This window comes from Mesorhizobium oxytropidicola (assembly GCF_056174625.1).
This window is the reverse complement of the sequence record NZ_CM149692.1, coordinates 3,779,857-3,796,166: the sequence shown is the minus strand read 5'-3', so window position 1 is coordinate 3,796,166 and position 16,310 is coordinate 3,779,857. Positions and strand designations below refer to the sequence as shown.

Here is a 16,310-nt window from a genome sequence, read left to right as displayed (position 1 = left end):
AATGTTTTGAGTAAACCTTGCAATTAATCATTCACTAACCATGATTCATTCCAATTTTATCTATTCCGCCGCCTTAGCGCCGCGCCGCCGCAGGTCGATGCTGCCAGCCGTACGCGCCCAGAAGTCGGACATGAAGGCGGGGTCGCGCAGCGCTTCCAGTCTCGGCCAGTCCGCAAAGGAAGTAGCAAAGGTCGCAGCACTCATGCGCGCATCCTTGTAGGGATTGACCGCTCCGCCGGCCGCGACCGTGATGCGGTCGAGCTCGCCAAGCAAAGCGAGCGTGGCAGCTCCCTTGTTGGGGAAATCCAGCGTCAGCGTGTAGCCCGGCCGTGGGAATGACAGCAGCGCCGGCGAACGGATCGAACCGAAGCGTTTCAGCACGGTGAGGAAGGAGCCCTGCCCGGCCCGCCGGGCCGCCGCGAGCAGCTCCGGCACAACGGTCCGCGCAGCCTCTTCCGGTCCTACGCTCTGGTGCTGGAACAGCCCTTTGGGGCCGTAAAGCCGGTTCCAATCGCGCACGCCGTCGAGCGGGAAGAAAAAGCCCTGATAGCCGGCCTGGCGCGGTATCGTCGACCGGCCTTTGTTCCACCGATAGGCGGCATTGAAAGCGGTCAGGAACGGCCGATTGAGCACATTGAACGGCGGCTGGAACGGTACCGCAAGGTTGCCGCCGGCGCGCGAGGCCGCATGCGAGCCATGTTCGGCGTGGTTGCCGGTGAACAGCAGCCCGCGCCCGCTGTTGCGGCCGCCGGCAAGCTGGTCGATCCAGGCGACGGCATATTCATTGGCCTGATCCGCCGCCTCGGCCAGATCGAAGAATTCGCCGAGATCGCGAAACGGCGTCGTCGTCTCGACGATGTCGAGCGAAGGAACCCGCATCAGCCGGATCGAAGCCGACAGGATCAGGCCGGTCAGCCCCATGCCGCCGATCGTCGCCGCAAACAGGCGCGGATTGTCCGTGGCCGAGCAACGATAGGTTTTCCCATCGGACCGCAGCAGCGTGAAGCTTTCGACATGGCAGCCGAACGTGCCGCGCCGGTGATGGTTCTTGCCATGCACGTCATTGGCGATGGCGCCGCCAAGCGTGACGAATTGCGTTCCCGGAACCACCGCCGGAAAGAAGCCGTAGGGTGCTGTATGGGCGACGATGTCGGACAACAGCACGCCGGCATCCGCTTCGAGCACACCGGTCTCGGCGTTGAAGGCGCGGATATGGTTCAGCGTCCGCATGTCGACGACCGCACCGGCCCGGTTCTGGCAGGAATCGCCGTAGGAACGCCCATTGCCATAGGCGAGCAGCGACCCTTCCTTCGCCTGGCCGCCCTTCAGCAGCGCAATGGCGTCGTCGGCGCGGATCGCACGCGGCGCAGGCGGCGTGGCAAGGCCGAAGCTCCGAAAACGGTCAGCCATGTCTACCAGCCCCCGATGACCAGCAGCACGGCGCCGATCGCCACCACGATCTGGCTGCGCCAGTCGCGGATGATGAAGACGACCGGGTCGTCATGCATCTCGTCGCGGCGCGCCAGGATCCAGACGCGCATGGTGAGGTAAAGGACGATCGGTGGCAGCGGCCAGATCAGCCAGGGATGCGGATAGAGCTCGCGCACCGCGACGCTGTCCATGTAGAGGGCCAGCACCAGTGCCGAGGAGAAGGCGGAGGCCATGCCGGCCTGGGCGACGATCTCCTGGTCCTCGGTGCGGTAACCGCGCCCGGCAATGCGTTCGCCGGGCGGAATGGCGGTGGTGCGCAATTCGACGAAGCGCTTCACCAGCGCCAGCGACAGGAAAAGAAGATCGAGAAGGCGAGCAGCCAGAACGAAACGTCGACGCCGGTCGCGGCAGCACCCGCGATGACGCGGATCGAGTAGAGGCCGGCCAGCGTCAGCACATCGACCAGAAGCATGCGCTTGAACGACAGCGAATAGGCCGTGGTGACGACCATGTAGCCGCCGAGCACACCGAGGAATTCGATTGGCAAAAACAGGCCGGCGCCGATGCCGATCGCCAACAGCACGACCATCGCACCGAGGCCGAACGGGATCGACAGCGCGCCGCTGGCGAACGGCCTGTTGCGCTTGGTGACGTGTTTGCGATCGAGCGCGAGATCGAAGAAATCGTTGAGGATATAGATCGCCGACGCCACCGCGCTGAACGAGATGAACGCCAGCAGACATTGCCAGATCATGTTGGTGTTGAAGTACTCGTGCGACAGCACCATCGGCACCGCGATCAGCGAGTTCTTGAGCCACTGATGCACGCGCAGCATCTTGACGATGGTCCGCAAAGTCGGCTTCGGCGCCGGCATGGTTTCGGCGCCATGCGCCGCCTGCCAGCGCGCGGCATGGCGGTCGGGCGCAACGACGATCGCATTGCGCGCGGCGTCGAAGACCTGGAGATCGTGGCGGCTGTTGCCGGCATAGTCGAAACCGCCATCGCCATAGGCGGATATCAGCGAGGCGCGCTTCTTACCGGAGGTGAGATTGTCCAAGCCATCGGTCGCCAGCACGCGGTCGAAAATGCCGAGATGGGCTGCTATGGCGTCGGCGAATTTGCGCGGCGTGCCGGTCGCCAGCACGATCTTGCGGCCTTCGCTATGCTCGGTACGCAACCGATCGAGCACTGGCACACGATAAGGCAGCGTTGCGGGGTCGATGTCGATGCGCTGCGCGATCGCCTGCTTCAGCCGCGCCGGCCCGCCGGCCGCCCAGAACGGCACCAGGAAGATATAGAGAGGGTTCTTCTTGAGAAGGAGAAACAAGCCTTCCCACAAAAGGTCGGTCGCGATCAGCGTGCCGTCGAGATCGACCGCAAGCGGTATTGCGTTCCTGTCCGACCGCGCGTCCATGTCTGTCCTGCCCTGCCAGCGTATGATCCGGGAAACCGGAATCTGGTTGCGCGCCGCTTGTCGGCGTCTTGACGCTGGTATAGCGGGGGATGGCGTAGCGAACGTTAAAACGCCTGGTTGCAGGCGGCTGCCGCACCGGTATTTCCGGCGTCATTGTTAAGTAACTGCTACCGGAAAGGATAAAAGGCCGAGCAAATGCCCGGCCTTTCCAATCATGCCGCCACGATTACTTGATGCGGGCGACACCACCCGAGATTTCGACGGTTTCCGAACCGGTCAGGGCCTCGAGGTCGCCATTCGGCAAGGTCACGAAGCAGCCGTTCTGGCAGAACTCGACGGTTTCACCGCCGGCCAGCGCAAGGTCGGTCTTGCTGCCGCCCTCCGTCACGACCAGCGTGCGGGTCTCGGCGTCCTTGTTGACCGCGCTGGCAGCATGGGCCGAACCGCTCACGGCGAGCAAGGCCACGGCAGCGACGAGCGACTTCCACATTTTGCAATATCGGTGTTCCCACCGCCTCTGTTGCATTTCGCAAGGCATTTTCGCCCTTTGCATGGGAGCTTATATGAGATGGAAGCTGAACCGCAACTGAATGCCGCATTCATGCCGCAATCGGCTTTGGCTGTCCGAAGGCATACGTCCGACCTGTTAATTTCGCCAACCGGCACGATATGATGTCGAAGGCGGCGAACGCGAAGAAATGACCATGCACGACAATTGGCTGGAAACGATCGGCGTTGGGGTTGAGTCGCGAAGGATTACCGCGGGGCTGACCCACTATGTGCCCGCATCCGTCAACCATCGGCTTGGAATCCACGTCGGAGCGCCGGTCAACGCGTCGTGCCATTGCGATGGAAAACATCACCGCCGGGTCCAGTCGGACGGCGACATCGATATCGTGCCCGCCGGCCTCGATGGCGACTGGGAGGATGACGCGGACTGCACCATCCTGAGGCTGTGGGTCAGTCCCGCACTGGTCCGACGTGCTGCCGAGGATCTCGAAATCGATCCGGACAGGGTCGTCGTCAATCCGCGGTTCCAGCACCGCGATCCCAGGATCGAACACATCGCCCATGCGCTGGCGACCGGTTTGAAACCGGATGTGCCATCGGATCGGCTGTATTTCGAAAGCCTGGCCAGGGCGCTGGCGGTGCAGATCATCCAGGGTGCTGGGTCAAAGCCGGAAGCCCCAGCCAAGCAAACGCTTTCTTTCGGTCAGAAGCGCAGGCTGGCCGATTTCATCGAAGCCAATCTCGACCTGGATCTTTCGCTGGATGAATTGGCCCAGGTGGCGGCCATCAGCGTCTCGCATCTGAAGGTGCTGTTTCGCCGCACGTTCGGCATGCCGCCCCACCAATACGTCATCCATCGCCGGGTCGAGCGGGCCAGGACCTTGCTGCATCAGGGGAAGATGCCGCTCAGCCAGATCGCGCTCGAGGCCGGTTTCGCGCATCAGAGTCACATGGCGCAAAGCATGAAGCGCATCCTCGGTGTCACACCGGCCGCGCTGATCCGCATGCAGCGATAGCCAGCGGTTCGGCATTTTCGCCGGCCTTTGGCTTTCGCAGCCAATCATCCGTTTTTGTCTTGCGCCGTCTATATCTGGGCGACCCAAGCCCGCCCATCCGGCATTCCTGACATCCCATTGGTCAGATTGAAGGGTACAGGACATGTTTGTTGTGTTGGGCGCTGCCGGAAAGATTGGACGGGCCACCATCGGTGCGCTGCGTCAGCATAACGTTCCGGTCAGGGCCATAGTGCGAAACCCGTCGCATGCCGAAGAGTTCCGTTCGCTTGGTTGCGAAACAGAAATCGCCGATCTGCGCGATGCGCCGGCATTGGCGCGGGCGACAAAGGGCGCCACCGCTGTTCAGGTCATCTGTCCCACCGGCTTCCGCGCCGATGACGCGTCGGCGGAGATGGAATCCACCATCCGGTCCATCGTCACCGCACTGGATCAGAGCCGGCCGCAAAGCATTCTGGCAATCTCGGACTATGGCGCCCAGCTTGCCGCCGGCACCGGCATCACACTCACATTCCATCATCTGGAATCGCAGCTGAAGACAATCCCGGCGGCGCTGACGGTGCTGCGTTCCGCCGAGCACATGCAAAACTGGAACCGCCTGGTTGGCCGGGCGATTGAGACCGGCGTGCTGCCGAGCCTGCATCATCCCGTATCAAAGTCCTTCCCGACCGTATCGGCCGGCGACGTCGGCCTGATGGCGGCTGATCTCCTCCTTTCGGGCGGCGGCGACGCGCTTCGCTTGGTCCATGCCGAGGGGCCTGATCGTTACAGCGCAACCGATGTGGCGCGGACGCTTGGCGAGGTTGCCGACCGCGAGATCGTCGCCCGCGAATTGCCGAGGCAGGACTGGGTTCCGGCCCTCGTTGGCGGTGGCATCAGCACGAGTTACGCCGAACTGGTCGCCGCGATGTTCGACGCCCACAATGCCGGCCGCATAGATGCCGAACACGGCGTCGGCGAGATCAGGCGCGGCAAGACCGATCTGCGCGCGGCATTGTCGGCGCTGATCGAGAACCGCGAACAAACCTAATCGGGATCGGGCTTGCGCACCTTTCGCCCCGATTTGGCGAGCTTTTCGCCTCGGCCGCGGCGTCCGCCTTGGCCTGCTCCTGTTCGGCAAAGTCGGCCTCGATCTTGTCGTCGTCGGTCGGCCAGGCCTTGGGCTTGTGGACCTCGACGACAGCGCGCGGCGTCGAGGGGATCTCGATGTGCTGGTCGCTGAATTTTTCCAGCACGGCAAAGCGGACATCGTTCTGCACGATGTTGCCGTTCATCACATCGGCCAGGAACACACGGATCTCGAATTCGAGCGCCGCAGGTCCAAAATTGGAAAACAGCACGAAAGGTTCGGGGTTCTTCAGCACCATCGGGTGGCCGCGTGCGATCTCCAGCAGGATGGCGTGAACCTGCTTGACGTCGCTGCCATAGGCGACGCCGACCTTGATGTCGATGCGGCCGAGCTTGTTGCGATGCGTCCAGTTGCCGACGGCGTTGTTGATCAGGTTCGAATTGGGCAGGATCACCGACTGCCGCTGGAAAGTCTCGATCTCGGTGGCGCGCACGCTGATCTTCTTGACCGTGCCGCTGACGTCGCCGGCGACGATCCAGTCGCCGACCTTGAACGGCCGCTCGGCCAAAAGGATCAGGCCGGAGACGAAATTCGACACCACATTCTGCAGGCCGAAACCGATACCGAGGGAAAGCGCACCGGCCACCAGTGCCAGGCTGGAGAGATCGATACCCGCCGCCGAGATGCCGACCAGCCCCGCCAGCGCCACGCCGGCATAGCCGACCGCGAGCCGGATCGAGTTGCGCACCCCGGTATCGACCTTGCCGCGCGCCATCACGGAGCCGTCGAGCCAACCCTGGAACCAGCGGGTCAGGAAATAGCCGATGATGAAGACGACGATGCCGGACAAGATACCGGTGACCGAAATCGTCACCGAACCGATATTGATCCCGGTCGCCAGCTTGTAGGCCCAGGCCTGGATGTCGCCGGGCTGGAACCCCCACATCAACAGGATCAGCGGCAGGAAAACCAGCACGATCAATAGGTTGATGGCAACACTGACGACCAGGCCGAGCTGGTCTAGTGCCGTGTCCTCGTAGCTGGAATTGGTCGACAGCCAGCGCCCGACAGTGGTGTTGGCGAAAGCCCCCTCCTCGCCGATCGCCTGCGCCGACAGGAAGCCGATATAGGCGGTGATCAGCGCCGTGCCGGTGACCACGACCTGCAGCGAAACGAACAGGGCAAGGCCGATATAGCCGAGCAAGGCGGCGATGATGGTGAACAGGCCAAGCGCCAGCGCCAGATAGCGCAGCCATGCCGGCCACGGCCGCCAGCTTCCGTCACGTGCCTTGAAGGGCCGCAGCATCGCCATCAGGATCAGGATGATGCCGACGACAATGGTGGCGACGAAACTGCGCGCGATGGTCAGCGACAGCGGCGAACCCATCTTGTCGTTGACGACAGACAGGAAGGTGTTGACGCTGATGACGACCGCCATGGCGGTGGACAGGCGCACCAGCCAGCGCGCCGGCCCGGTTTCGACCGGGATGAGGCGCCAGTTCGGCAGCCGCGGCTCAAGCGCCGCATTGGTCAGCCGGTTGACGCAGAATATCACGCCGATGGCGGTTGCCAGTGCATTGAGGAACAGACCAATGTCGCCGCGTAACACATTGTAATAATTGAAAAGAAGATGGTCGAGCCGAGAAACGAACCGACTGCCAGCGTCGGCAGCAAGGTGGACCAGAAGGCCACCGACAAGCGACTGAGATAGGATGGGTCTTCGTTGGAAGGGTCGGCCTCGAACACGCGCCCGAACAGGCGCCTGCCGCCGACCAGCAGCACCAGCGCCAGCCCGAGCGCCACGAAGGTTGCCGCCAGGATCGCCTGGAACTTGAACTTGAAGGCGAAGGTCAGCCAGGACGACACCGCTTTATAAAAGTTGGCGTATTCCTCATGGGCGTCGGAGAAGACCTGCGGGCTCAACGCATCGGACAGCACGTAGCGCTTGGTCAAAAGGTTGCGGAACAGCGCGCTGCGCATGTTGCCGATCTTGTCGATCAATCCGCTGATACGGATCGACAGGTTTTGCGCGGCGGCGACGACGGCGTTGATCTCGGCCTTTTCCGACGCCAGCGCCTGGCGCTCGCCGGTTACGATGTCGGGCTCCTGCGGCTGACCCGCCGCCGGCGGTGGACCGAGCACCTCGATGCGGTTGTTGATGTCGGTAAGCCGCGAACGGAACGCCAGCGCACTGGTCAGTGCCGCCCGCGACAGATCCTCCAGCTGCAGACGAATATCCACGAGCGAGGCATCGTCCTCACCGTCCTGCTGGATTTTCTTCTCGAGATCGTCGGTCTTGGCCGTCAGGCCCTGGATGACTTTCTGCTGATCGGTGATCAAGCCGGCGGAGCCCTGGCCAAGCGCCTGCGCCATCGCCTCGAACGAAGGCGGCGCCGAAATAACCAGCGCGAGGACCAGGATGAGGCGAAGCAATCGAAAAAGCATGATTTGTGGGCGACTCACCGGCGGCAAAGACATTCAAAAAGCCTGTCCTTGATAAAGACGGCCATATCATGGGCAAGCCGTCGCATCGCGGCGTCGGCCAGTCGAAAGGCCATGGCGCAATATTGGCTTTGCGGATGCGGCCTGCTCTATAGTCTGCCGCATCGCCCGAACCGGATGACAATGATGGCAGAGTACTCGGCCTTTTCGCTGCTCGCGAACGCGCTCAAGGGAAACAAGGACTGGAAGCCGGCCTGGCGCAAGCCGGACCCAAAGGCTTCCTATGATGTCATCATCATCGGTGGCGGCGGCCACGGGCTGGCGACCGCCTATTATCTGGCCAAGGAACACGGCATCACCAATGTGGCGGTGCTCGAGAAGGGCTGGCTCGGCTCCGGCAATGTCGGCCGCAACACCACGGCCGTGCGCTCGAACTATCTGCTGCCGGCCAACACCCGCTTCTACGAACATTCGATGAAGATGTGGGAGGGCCTGTCGCACGAGCTCAACTACAATGTCATGTTCTCGCAGCGCGGCTGCCTGAACCTGGCGCACACACCGGCCCAGTTTGACGACTATGCAAGGCGCGGCAACGCCATGCGCCATCTCGGCGTCGATGCCGAACTGATGACGCCGGCGCAGATCAAGCGCCTGATCCCGGCGCTCGATATTTCCAGCGACGCACGCTTTCCGGTGGTCGGTGGCCTGATGCAGCGGCGCGCCGGCACCGCCCGCCACGACGCGGTGGCCTGGGGCTATGCGCGCGGCGCCGACCGGCGCGGCGTCGACATCATCGAGAATTGCGAGGTCACCGGCTTCCTGCGGGACGGCGACCGCGTCACCGGCGTCACCACATCGCGCGGTGACATCAGGGCCAGGAAGGTGGCGGTGGCCGTGGCCGGCAGCACCGGACGCGTCATGCGGCTTGCCGGTATCGAAACGATGCCGATCGAGAGCCATGTGCTGCAGGCCTTCGTGACGGAATCGCTGAAGCCTTTCATCGACACGGTCGTGACCTTCGGCATGGGGCATTTCTACATGTCGCAGTCCGACAAGGGCGGCCTTGTCTATGGCGGCGACATCGACGGCTACAACAGCTATGCCCAGCGCGGCAACCTGCCCATCGTCGACGAGGTGATGAGCGAGATGCTGGCGCTGTTTCCGGGCCTTGCCCGCGCGCGCCTGCTGCGCTCCTGGGGCGGCGTCTGCGACATGTCGATGGACGGCTCGCCGATCATCACCACCGGTCCCCTGCCCGGCATGTATCTCAACTGCGGCTGGTGCTATGGCGGCTTCAAGGCGACGCCGGCTTCCGGCTGGACCTTTGCCTGGACCATCGCCAAGGATGAACCGCACGACTTCAACGCGCCGTTCACCCTTGATCGCTTCCACCGCGGCCTCGTCATCGACGACAAGGGCCAGGGCGCGAACCCGCGGCTGCATTAGGAATATCCGATGTTGATCACCTGTCCCTATTGCGGCCCGCGCGACGTCATCGAGTTCACCTATCAGGGTGACGGCAACCGCGAACGTCCCGACCCCGCCTCGCAGAATTTCGAGGCATGGAACGCCTATGTCTATGACCGGCTGAACCCGGCCGGCGACCACAATGAGATATGGCAGCATTCCGGCGGCTGCCGCGCGCATTTGCGCGTCGTGCGCAACACGCTGACGCACGAGATTTCGAGCGTCGCTTTCGCGCGCGGCGATCATGGCTCGACCGCGCGCCGCAAGGCGGAGGACAAGCCATGAGCCCGCGCCGCACCGACACTGGCGGCCGCATCGATCGGCTGAAAACGATCCGCTTCACCTTCGACGGCGTTGCCTATACCGGCCATGCCGGCGACACGCTGGCATCCGCGCTGCTGGCCAGGGGCGTCACGCTTTTCGGTCGCTCGTTTAAATACCACCGTCCGCGCGGCCTGCTCACGGCGGGCGTCGAGGAGCCGAATGCGCTGGTGACGGTGCTGAAGGGCGAGGTGCGCGAGCCCAACATTGCGGCGACCATGGTCGAGATCCATGACGGGCTGGTCGCCGTCAGCCAGAACCGCTTTCCGTCGCTGGCCTGGGACGTCAACGCCGTCAACCAGCTTGGCGGCAAGATCCTGTCCGCCGGCTTCTACTACAAGACCTTCATGGGGCCGGTGATCGGTCCGCTGAAGGGCACGCGCTTCTGGATGTTCTGCGAGCACTTCATCCGCCGCGCCGCCGGTCTCGGCAGCGCCGGATCGGCAAAAGACCCCGCCCGCTACGAGCGTATGAATGCCTTTTGCGACGTGCTGGTGGTTGGCTCCGGCCCCGCCGGCCTGATGGCCGCCAAGGCCGCCGCCGATCAGGGCGCGCGCGTCATGCTGGCCGATCTCGAACCGCGTTTCGGCGGCTCGACCAACTGGTCCGGTGAAACCATCGATGGCGCACCCGCCGCCGAATGGGCGCGACGCACCGTCACTCAGCTCGAAGGCCGCGACAATGTCCGGCTTCTGCCACGCACCACGGTCTGGGGTTATTACGACAACAACACACTTGCAGCACTCGAACGGGTCAGCGACCACAAGGAGCAACCCGCCAAGGGCGAACCGCGCCACCGCTACTGGGCGATCCGCGCCAGATCCGTGGTGCTGGCCACCGGCGCCTTCGAACGGCCCCTGGTTTTCCCGGGCAATGACAGGCCGGGCGTGATGCTGGCACATGCCGCCGAGCGATATGTCAACGAATTCGGCGTGCTGTCGGGCGAGCGGATCGCGCTGTTCACCAACAATGACAGCGCCTATCGCGCGGCCGTTGCCTTGAAGAAGGCGGGCGCCGCGATCGTCGCCATCGCCGACGTCCGGTCCGAGCTTTCAGCCGAGATGCGCAAGCTGGCGACGGAAGCCGAGGCCGAGATCTTTGCCGGCCATGCCGTCGTCGCCACAGAAGGCGGCAAGGCGGTCTCCGGCATCAAGGTCCAGCGTTTCGACATGGTCACCGGCGCGCTCAGCGGCGATGAACGAAGCATCCATGCCGACTGCCTGCTGATGTCGGGCGGCTGGTCGCCGACCATCCATCTGGCCAGCCAGGCCGGCGCCAAAGCGGAATGGAATGCCGCGCGCCAGGCTTTCCTGCCGCCGAAGCCGACGCAGCAGTGGATCGGCGCCGGTGCCTTTACCGGCAGCTTTTCCACCGCCGAGGCGATCGCCGAAGGCCGGGCCGCCGGTCTTGCTGCCGCAGGTGGAACGAGCACGCCGGCGGCATTGCCCACGGTCGAAGCTCTACCCGGTGACCCCGATCCGGCGCCTGTCTTCGAGATCAGGGCCAAGGGCAAGAGCTTTGTCGACTTCCAGCACGACGTGACCGCCGAAGACGTGCGGCTGGCGCATCGCGAAGGCTTTGTCTCAGTCGAGCACCTGAAGCGCTACACCACACTCGGCATGGCGACCGACCAGGGCAAGAGCTCCAACGTTCCCGGCCTTGCCATCATGGCCGAGGCGCTCGGCAAGCCGATCCCCGAAGTCGGCACGACGCGCTTCCGGCCGCCCTTCGCGCCGGTATCGATCGGCTCGCTGGCGGCAGAGCGCTTTGACGACCTGAAGCCCGAGCGGCTGACGCCGATGCATGACTGGCACCTCGCCAATGGCGCGACCATGTATTCCGCCGGCCTCTGGTACCGGCCGATGATCTACGGACTTTCAGGCGAAACGATCGAGCAGGCCTATGTGCGCGAAGCCAGGGCGACGCGCGAAAGTGCCGGGATCGTCGATGTCTCGACGCTGGGCAAGATCGCCGTGCAGGGCCCCGACGCCGCTACCTTCCTCGACCGCGTCTACACCAACATGTTTTCGACGTTGGCCGTCGGCAAGGCGCGCTATGGGCTGATGCTGCGCGAGGACGGCTTTGCCTTCGACGACGGCACCACCTGGCGGCTCGGCGAACAGGATTTCCTGATGACCACCACCACGGCCAATGCCGGCAAGGTGATGCAGCATCTGGAATATTTCCTCGACGTGATCTGGCCGGAGCTGAAAGTCCACGTCACCTCGGTGACCGACGAATGGGCGGGCGCCGCGATTGGCGGACCGAAAGCGCGGGCAATCCTTGCCGCCTGCGTCACGGGCACCGCTGTCGACAATGCGACCTTGCCCTTCATGGGCATCGTGCGTGGCGAGATATCAGGCGTGCCGGTGATGATTTGCCGGCTGTCCTTCTCCGGCGAAATGGCCTTCGAGGTCTATTCAGGCGCCGGCCATGGCACCCATGTCTGGGAAGCCTTGATCGAAGCCGGCAAGCCGTTCGGGTTGGTCACCTACGGGCTCGAGGCGCTGGGCACGATGCGCATCGAGAAGGGCCATGTCACTGGCGCCGAGATCGACGGCCGCACCACGGCGCGCGACCTGCATCTCGACTGGATGCTGTCGAAGAAAAAGCCTTTCATCGGCTCGGCGATGATGGATCGCGAAGGCCTGATCGCGTCCGATCGGCTCGAACTGGTCGGCCTGATCGCACTCGACAACCGGCCGCTCAATGGCGGCGCGCACATTGTCGAAGCGTTGGACGAGGCCAATCCGCACGGCTCGATCGGCCATATCACCGCCTGCTGCTATTCGCCGGCGCTCGGCAAACATATTGCGCTGGCACTGGTCGAGGGCGGCAAGGCCAGGCACGGCACGCGCGCCCATGTCTCCGATCCCTTGCGCAACCGCTTCGGGCCGGTCGAGATCGTCTCCAACCATTTCTACGATCCTGAAGGGACCCGCATGCATGGTTGAGCGCCAATCCCCGCTTGAGCCGGAGTTTCATGTCGGCTCGCATGGCAATTTCGAGCATGGCGTCGAGATCCTCCTGACCGAGACGCGGCCGGGCTCGATCGTGCAGCTCGCCGCCTGGCCGGGTGAAGAGAAGACGCTGATCGCTGCCATCCGCGCCGTCACCGGGCTTGCCCTGCCCGATGGCGCCGGCGGTGGCCTGAGCGATGGCGTTAAGTCAGTGTTCGGCTTCGCGCCGGGAAAATTCACTGTCGCCGACGAGGCCGAACGGCTAGCCGCGGCTTTTGCCAAGGCGGTGACGCCTTCTATTGGCACGGTGACGGACCTGTCGCATGGCCGCACCGCCATCCGCATCGCCGGGCCGAAGGCCGAATGGATTCTGGCGAAATTCTTTGCCATCGACTTCGCGCTTACGGCCTTCCCGGTCGGCGCCGGCCGTTCGACCGCTCACCACGACGTCTTCGCCCAGATCCAGCGTACTGGCGCCGACCAGTTCGACATCTACGTCTTCCGCTCCTTCGCGCGTTCGTTCTGGAAGGCTCTCTGCCATGCCAGCGAGGAAGTCGGCTACGAAGTACAATAAGGCAGTGGCGGCATAGCCCATTTCGCCGCCGCTTCTGGCCTCAATGCCGGCCGGTTCTGCCGCTAGAGAATCGCGCCGTGGACGGCCATGGTGGAAAAACGTGGCCGCCCAATCGGCCCAAGGGATAAAAATCCGTCTCAGAACTCGGCACATTCGTTTGGTTCGAACATCCCCATGACCGCAGAACTATCCGCCGGCGCACCGGATCGCGCCGATGTGTCGGCCAGAGCCTTGCTTCTGCTGCCGCTGACGGTCGCCTGTGGCGTGTTCATGACCAGCCTCGACCAGAATGTCGTGGTGACGGCGCTGCCCGGCATCGGTGAAAGCCTCGCCCGACCGCCGAGCCAGCTCGGCCTTCTGATCACCGTCTATGTCGCCAGCCTGATCATCTCTATGCCGCTCGGCGGCTGGGCCGCCGACCGCTTCGGCCTGCGCAACGTCTACTGCTTTGCCTTGCTGGTGTTCGCCGGCTCGTCGGCGCTGTGCGGACTGTCCGACAACATCTGGACGCTGGTCGGCGCCCGCGCGCTGCAGGGATTTGGCGGCGCGCTGATGGGCACGCTCGGCCAGGTCGTCATCCTGTCGAGCTTCCCGCGCAACCGGACGCTGAAGATCAATATGTATATTTCGGTGGCCAGCCAGACCGGACCGCTGGTCGGGCCACTCGTCGGCGGCGCGCTGACCACCTACATTTCCTGGCGCTGGATCTTCTTCATCAATGTGCCGTTCGCTCTGGCGGCTGCGATCCTTGCCGCCTCACTGTTTCCGACCGTGACCAAGCCCGTGCGCGCACGCTTCGATTTTCCAGGCTTCCTGCTGGTCGGCAGCGGCATGATCCTGCTGGTGTTCGGCATGGACTCGCTTGCAGCCAAAGACGCCGCCGCCGGCATGATCGCCGGTGAGCTGGCGCTGGCGGTCATCATCCTGTCGATCGCCTCGCTCTACTGCCTGCGCGTGCCCAATCCCCTACTCGACCTCAAGCTCCTGCGCATCCGCACCTTCCGCATCTCGTTCCTCACCGGCGGCGGGCTGGACACGATCGGCCTCAGCTCCGTCGCCTTCCTGCTGCCGCTGATGTTCCAGCTCGGTTTCGGCATGAGTGCGGTGCAGGCGGGATCGCTGACCTTCGTTGCTGCGCTCGGCTCGGTGATCATGCGTTTCTTCATGCCGCGCGTCCTCAACCGGTTCGGCTTCCGCCGCGTGCTGGTCTTCAACACGCCGTTCGTGGCCGCCATGGTTGCCGGCTTCGCCTTGATGCAGGCGACGACGCCGGTCTGGATCGTGCTTGGCTATATCTTTGCTTTCGGCGTCTTTCGCTCCATACAATGGGCGTCGACCGGTAACCTCGCCTATTCCGACATCGCCCCCGAACAGCTCGCCCGCTTCAGCGCCCTCTATTACATACTCTGGCAGCTCGCGGTGGCGGTCAGCGTCGGGCTGGCGGCAGCGATGCTGTCGTTCCTGGCCGGCGGCGGGCCTGCCGTGACCAATGATTTCCGCATCCTGTTCGCGGTCGAGGGCGTCATCACGCTCTGCGCGCTGCTTGCCTACCTCAAGCTGACGCCGCAGGACGGCGCCCATGTCAGCGGGCACGGCCTGCAGATGAATACCGAATAAGGCATGCCGCCTATTCGCTGAACGTCACCCACTCTTCCAGCGGCACGCGGTCGGTGCGGAAGGCGTTTTCCGGCTTGGACGTGTCCTCATAGCCGAGTGCCATGCCGCAGACGACGATCTCCTCATCGGGAATGTTGAGCACCGGCCGGATCTGCCGGTGATAGGGCGCGAAGGCGGCCTGCGGGCAGGTGTGCAGGCCCCTGCCCCGCGCCGCGACCATGATGTTCTGCAGGAACATGCCGTAGTCGATCCACGAGCCCTGGTTGAGGCGGCGATCGATGGTGAAGATCATGCCGATCGGCGCGTCGAAGAAGACGAAGTTGCGGTCATGCTGGGCACGCATCTTGTCGACCTCGCGGCGGCCAATGCCAAGCGCACCATAGAGGCCGAAACCGTTGGCACGGCGGCGCGTAAGATAAGGCTCGAAGAACTGGGTGGGATAGTAGCGATACTCGTCCCAGTCAGCCTTTTCGGCGCGGATACCGGAATTCAGGATAGCATCCGATATCTGTTGCTTGGTCTCGCCCTTGGTGACGTAGACCCGCCATGGCTGCATGTTGGTGCCAGACGGCGCGCGTGCCGCAACGGCCAGAATGTCGCGGATGGTGTCGTCGTCGATCATGTCGGGCAGAAACGCGCGCACCGAACGGCGCGACAGGATCGCCTCGTCGACGATCTCGGCCTCATCCGCGATTCGAGCCTTCTTTTCCAACATGGGCCGTCCCTTAGCCTTTGTGTCGATCGGACGTCCCCACTCGCCGCTCGCGGCCGAGCCTTTGCATGAACCGTCAAAATCCTGCAAGCAAATCTTGAGCATTGGTGAAAATCTACTTGATTTTTTCATGAGCTTGATCTCTCATGAAATTCGGATGGAAATTTTCATGAAATGAGCGTCCTGCCTTCCACTACCCCGCGAACATTGCAGGGACCTGACGAACGCGTGCTGGCCAGCGATATCAGGGCGCTGCGCCGGGCACGCGGGCTGACGCTCGCCGAGATCGCCCTGAAACTCGGCCGCTCGGTCGGCTGGGTCAGCCAGGTCGAACGCGGCCTGTCGACGCCGTCGCTCAGCGATCTCAGGGCCTTCGCCGAGCTGTTCGGCGTGCCGATCAGCCTGTTCTTCAGCCATGACGTACCGGTCGAGAGCGAGCGCGGCGTGGTGGTGCGGGCCGGCAGGCGCCGCACGCTTGGCACCAGCGAATCCGGCCTGGTGGAAGAACTCCTGTCGCCCGATCTCGGTGGTAGCTTCGAGATAGTGCGCTCGATCTTCGCGCCGGGCGCGGAGATGAAGACCCAGCAGCTGCGGCCGACCGAGGAAGCCGGCTATCTCGCCTCGGGCATTTTCGAGATCGAGATAGCTGGTATCTGGCACCGGCTCGGCGAAGGTGATTCCTTCCGCTTCGAAGGCAAGCCCTATCGCTGGCGCAATCCAGGCACCGAGCCGGCGGTTGTCATCTGGGTGGTTTCGCCACCGGTTTATTGAAATAAGACT

The 16,310-nt window shown here is 63.7% G+C and carries 11 protein-coding genes and 2 pseudogenes; 8 read left to right on the top strand and 5 right to left on the bottom strand.

The features are described from left to right. Nucleotides 1–60: 60 nt before the first annotated feature. From AC0V8S_RS18905 to AC0V8S_RS18895, 3 genes and pseudogenes are all read right to left on the bottom strand, one after another. Nucleotides 61–1,410 (bottom strand): FAD-binding oxidoreductase, encoded by a 1,350-nt coding sequence (locus tag AC0V8S_RS18905; protein ID WP_475432772.1) that lies wholly within the window; start codon nucleotides 1,408–1,410, stop codon nucleotides 61–63. Between the two features lie 2 nt (nucleotides 1,411–1,412). Then, nucleotides 1,413–2,845 (bottom strand): annotated as a pseudogene (locus AC0V8S_RS18900) (UbiA family prenyltransferase). 226 nt (nucleotides 2,846–3,071) lie between these two features. Continuing rightward, the gene (locus tag AC0V8S_RS18895) at nucleotides 3,072–3,335 is read right to left on the bottom strand and encodes a hypothetical protein (protein ID WP_032930670.1); all 264 of its coding nucleotides are present in this window, start codon (nucleotides 3,333–3,335) and stop codon (nucleotides 3,072–3,074) included. 214 nt (nucleotides 3,336–3,549) lie between these two features. Between AC0V8S_RS18895 and AC0V8S_RS18890 the strand changes: the two genes are divergently transcribed. Both AC0V8S_RS18890 and AC0V8S_RS18885 read left to right on the top strand, forming a co-directional pair. Next, nucleotides 3,550–4,371: a helix-turn-helix transcriptional regulator gene (locus AC0V8S_RS18890; protein ID WP_475432771.1), complete on the top strand. Its 822-nt coding sequence runs from the start codon at nucleotides 3,550–3,552 to the stop codon at nucleotides 4,369–4,371. 142 nt (nucleotides 4,372–4,513) lie between these two features. Continuing rightward, nucleotides 4,514–5,398: an NAD(P)H-binding protein gene (locus AC0V8S_RS18885; RefSeq protein ID WP_475432770.1), complete on the top strand. Its 885-nt coding sequence runs from the start codon at nucleotides 4,514–4,516 to the stop codon at nucleotides 5,396–5,398. Here the strand turns inward: AC0V8S_RS18885 and AC0V8S_RS18880 are convergent. Further along, nucleotides 5,395–7,882: pseudogene (locus AC0V8S_RS18880) on the bottom strand (mechanosensitive ion channel family protein). The gene AC0V8S_RS18885 and the pseudogene AC0V8S_RS18880 overlap by 4 nt on opposite strands. Before the next feature lie 183 nt (nucleotides 7,883–8,065). Between AC0V8S_RS18880 and AC0V8S_RS18875 the strand changes: the two are divergent. The 5 genes from AC0V8S_RS18875 to AC0V8S_RS18855 all read left to right on the top strand — a co-directional run bounded on the left by AC0V8S_RS18875 (nucleotide 8,066) and on the right by AC0V8S_RS18855 (nucleotide 14,818). Beyond that, nucleotides 8,066–9,325 (top strand): sarcosine oxidase subunit beta, encoded by a 1,260-nt coding sequence (locus AC0V8S_RS18875; RefSeq protein ID WP_475432769.1) that lies wholly within the window; start codon nucleotides 8,066–8,068, stop codon nucleotides 9,323–9,325. Between the two features lie 9 nt (nucleotides 9,326–9,334). Beyond that, complete coding sequence (locus AC0V8S_RS18870) at nucleotides 9,335–9,631, top strand: sarcosine oxidase subunit delta (RefSeq protein WP_475432768.1); 297 nt, start codon at nucleotides 9,335–9,337, stop codon at nucleotides 9,629–9,631. After that, nucleotides 9,628–12,621, top strand: coding sequence for a sarcosine oxidase subunit alpha (locus AC0V8S_RS18865; protein WP_475432767.1), 2,994 nt, complete (start codon nucleotides 9,628–9,630; stop codon nucleotides 12,619–12,621). Before AC0V8S_RS18870 ends, AC0V8S_RS18865 begins: the two co-directional genes overlap by 4 nt. Next, nucleotides 12,614–13,201 carry a sarcosine oxidase subunit gamma gene (locus AC0V8S_RS18860; RefSeq protein WP_183460472.1) on the top strand — a complete coding sequence of 196 codons (588 nt, stop codon included), beginning with the start codon at nucleotides 12,614–12,616 and terminating at the stop codon, nucleotides 13,199–13,201. The genes AC0V8S_RS18865 and AC0V8S_RS18860 overlap by 8 nt, the downstream gene beginning before the upstream one ends. Before the next feature lie 174 nt (nucleotides 13,202–13,375). Next, a complete protein-coding gene (locus AC0V8S_RS18855) occupies nucleotides 13,376–14,818 on the top strand; it encodes an MFS transporter (RefSeq protein WP_475432766.1) in 1,443 nt (480 codons plus the stop codon). A 10-nt stretch (nucleotides 14,819–14,828) separates the two neighbouring features. On the opposite strand, the gene AC0V8S_RS18850 is transcribed toward AC0V8S_RS18855, so the two are convergent. Beyond that, on the bottom strand, nucleotides 14,829–15,533 hold the full coding sequence (locus tag AC0V8S_RS18850) for a nitroreductase (protein ID WP_183460477.1): 705 nt from the start codon (nucleotides 15,531–15,533) through the stop codon (nucleotides 14,829–14,831). Nucleotides 15,534–15,704: 171 nt separating this feature from the next. Between AC0V8S_RS18850 and AC0V8S_RS18845 the strand changes: the two genes are divergently transcribed. After that, nucleotides 15,705–16,301, top strand: coding sequence for a helix-turn-helix domain-containing protein (locus AC0V8S_RS18845; protein WP_475432765.1), 597 nt, complete (start codon nucleotides 15,705–15,707; stop codon nucleotides 16,299–16,301). Nucleotides 16,302–16,310 lie beyond the last annotated feature (9 nt).

Bases quoted from the DNA above. Each gene is read 5' to 3' on its own strand.
- AC0V8S_RS18885 (WP_475432770.1), top strand. From the start codon at position 4,514: ATGTTTGTTGTGTTGGGCGCTGCCGGAAAGATTGGACGGGCCACCATC.
- AC0V8S_RS18875 (WP_475432769.1), top strand. From the start codon at position 8,066: ATGGCAGAGTACTCGGCCTTTTCGCTGCTCGCGAACGCGCTCAAGGGA.
- AC0V8S_RS18860 (WP_183460472.1), top strand. From the start codon at position 12,614: ATGGTTGAGCGCCAATCCCCGCTTGAGCCGGAGTTTCATGTCGGCTCG.
- AC0V8S_RS18845 (WP_475432765.1), top strand. From the start codon at position 15,705: ATGAGCGTCCTGCCTTCCACTACCCCGCGAACATTGCAGGGACCTGAC.
- AC0V8S_RS18870 (WP_475432768.1), top strand. From the start codon at position 9,335: ATGTTGATCACCTGTCCCTATTGCGGCCCGCGCGACGTCATCGAGTTC.
- AC0V8S_RS18905 (WP_475432772.1), bottom strand. From the start codon at position 1,410: ATGGCTGACCGTTTTCGGAGCTTCGGCCTTGCCACGCCGCCTGCGCCG.
- AC0V8S_RS18865 (WP_475432767.1), top strand. From the start codon at position 9,628: ATGAGCCCGCGCCGCACCGACACTGGCGGCCGCATCGATCGGCTGAAA.
- AC0V8S_RS18895 (WP_032930670.1), bottom strand. From the start codon at position 3,335: ATGTGGAAGTCGCTCGTCGCTGCCGTGGCCTTGCTCGCCGTGAGCGGT.
- AC0V8S_RS18850 (WP_183460477.1), bottom strand. From the start codon at position 15,533: ATGTTGGAAAAGAAGGCTCGAATCGCGGATGAGGCCGAGATCGTCGAC.
- AC0V8S_RS18890 (WP_475432771.1), top strand. From the start codon at position 3,550: ATGCACGACAATTGGCTGGAAACGATCGGCGTTGGGGTTGAGTCGCGA.
- AC0V8S_RS18855 (WP_475432766.1), top strand. From the start codon at position 13,376: ATGACCGCAGAACTATCCGCCGGCGCACCGGATCGCGCCGATGTGTCG.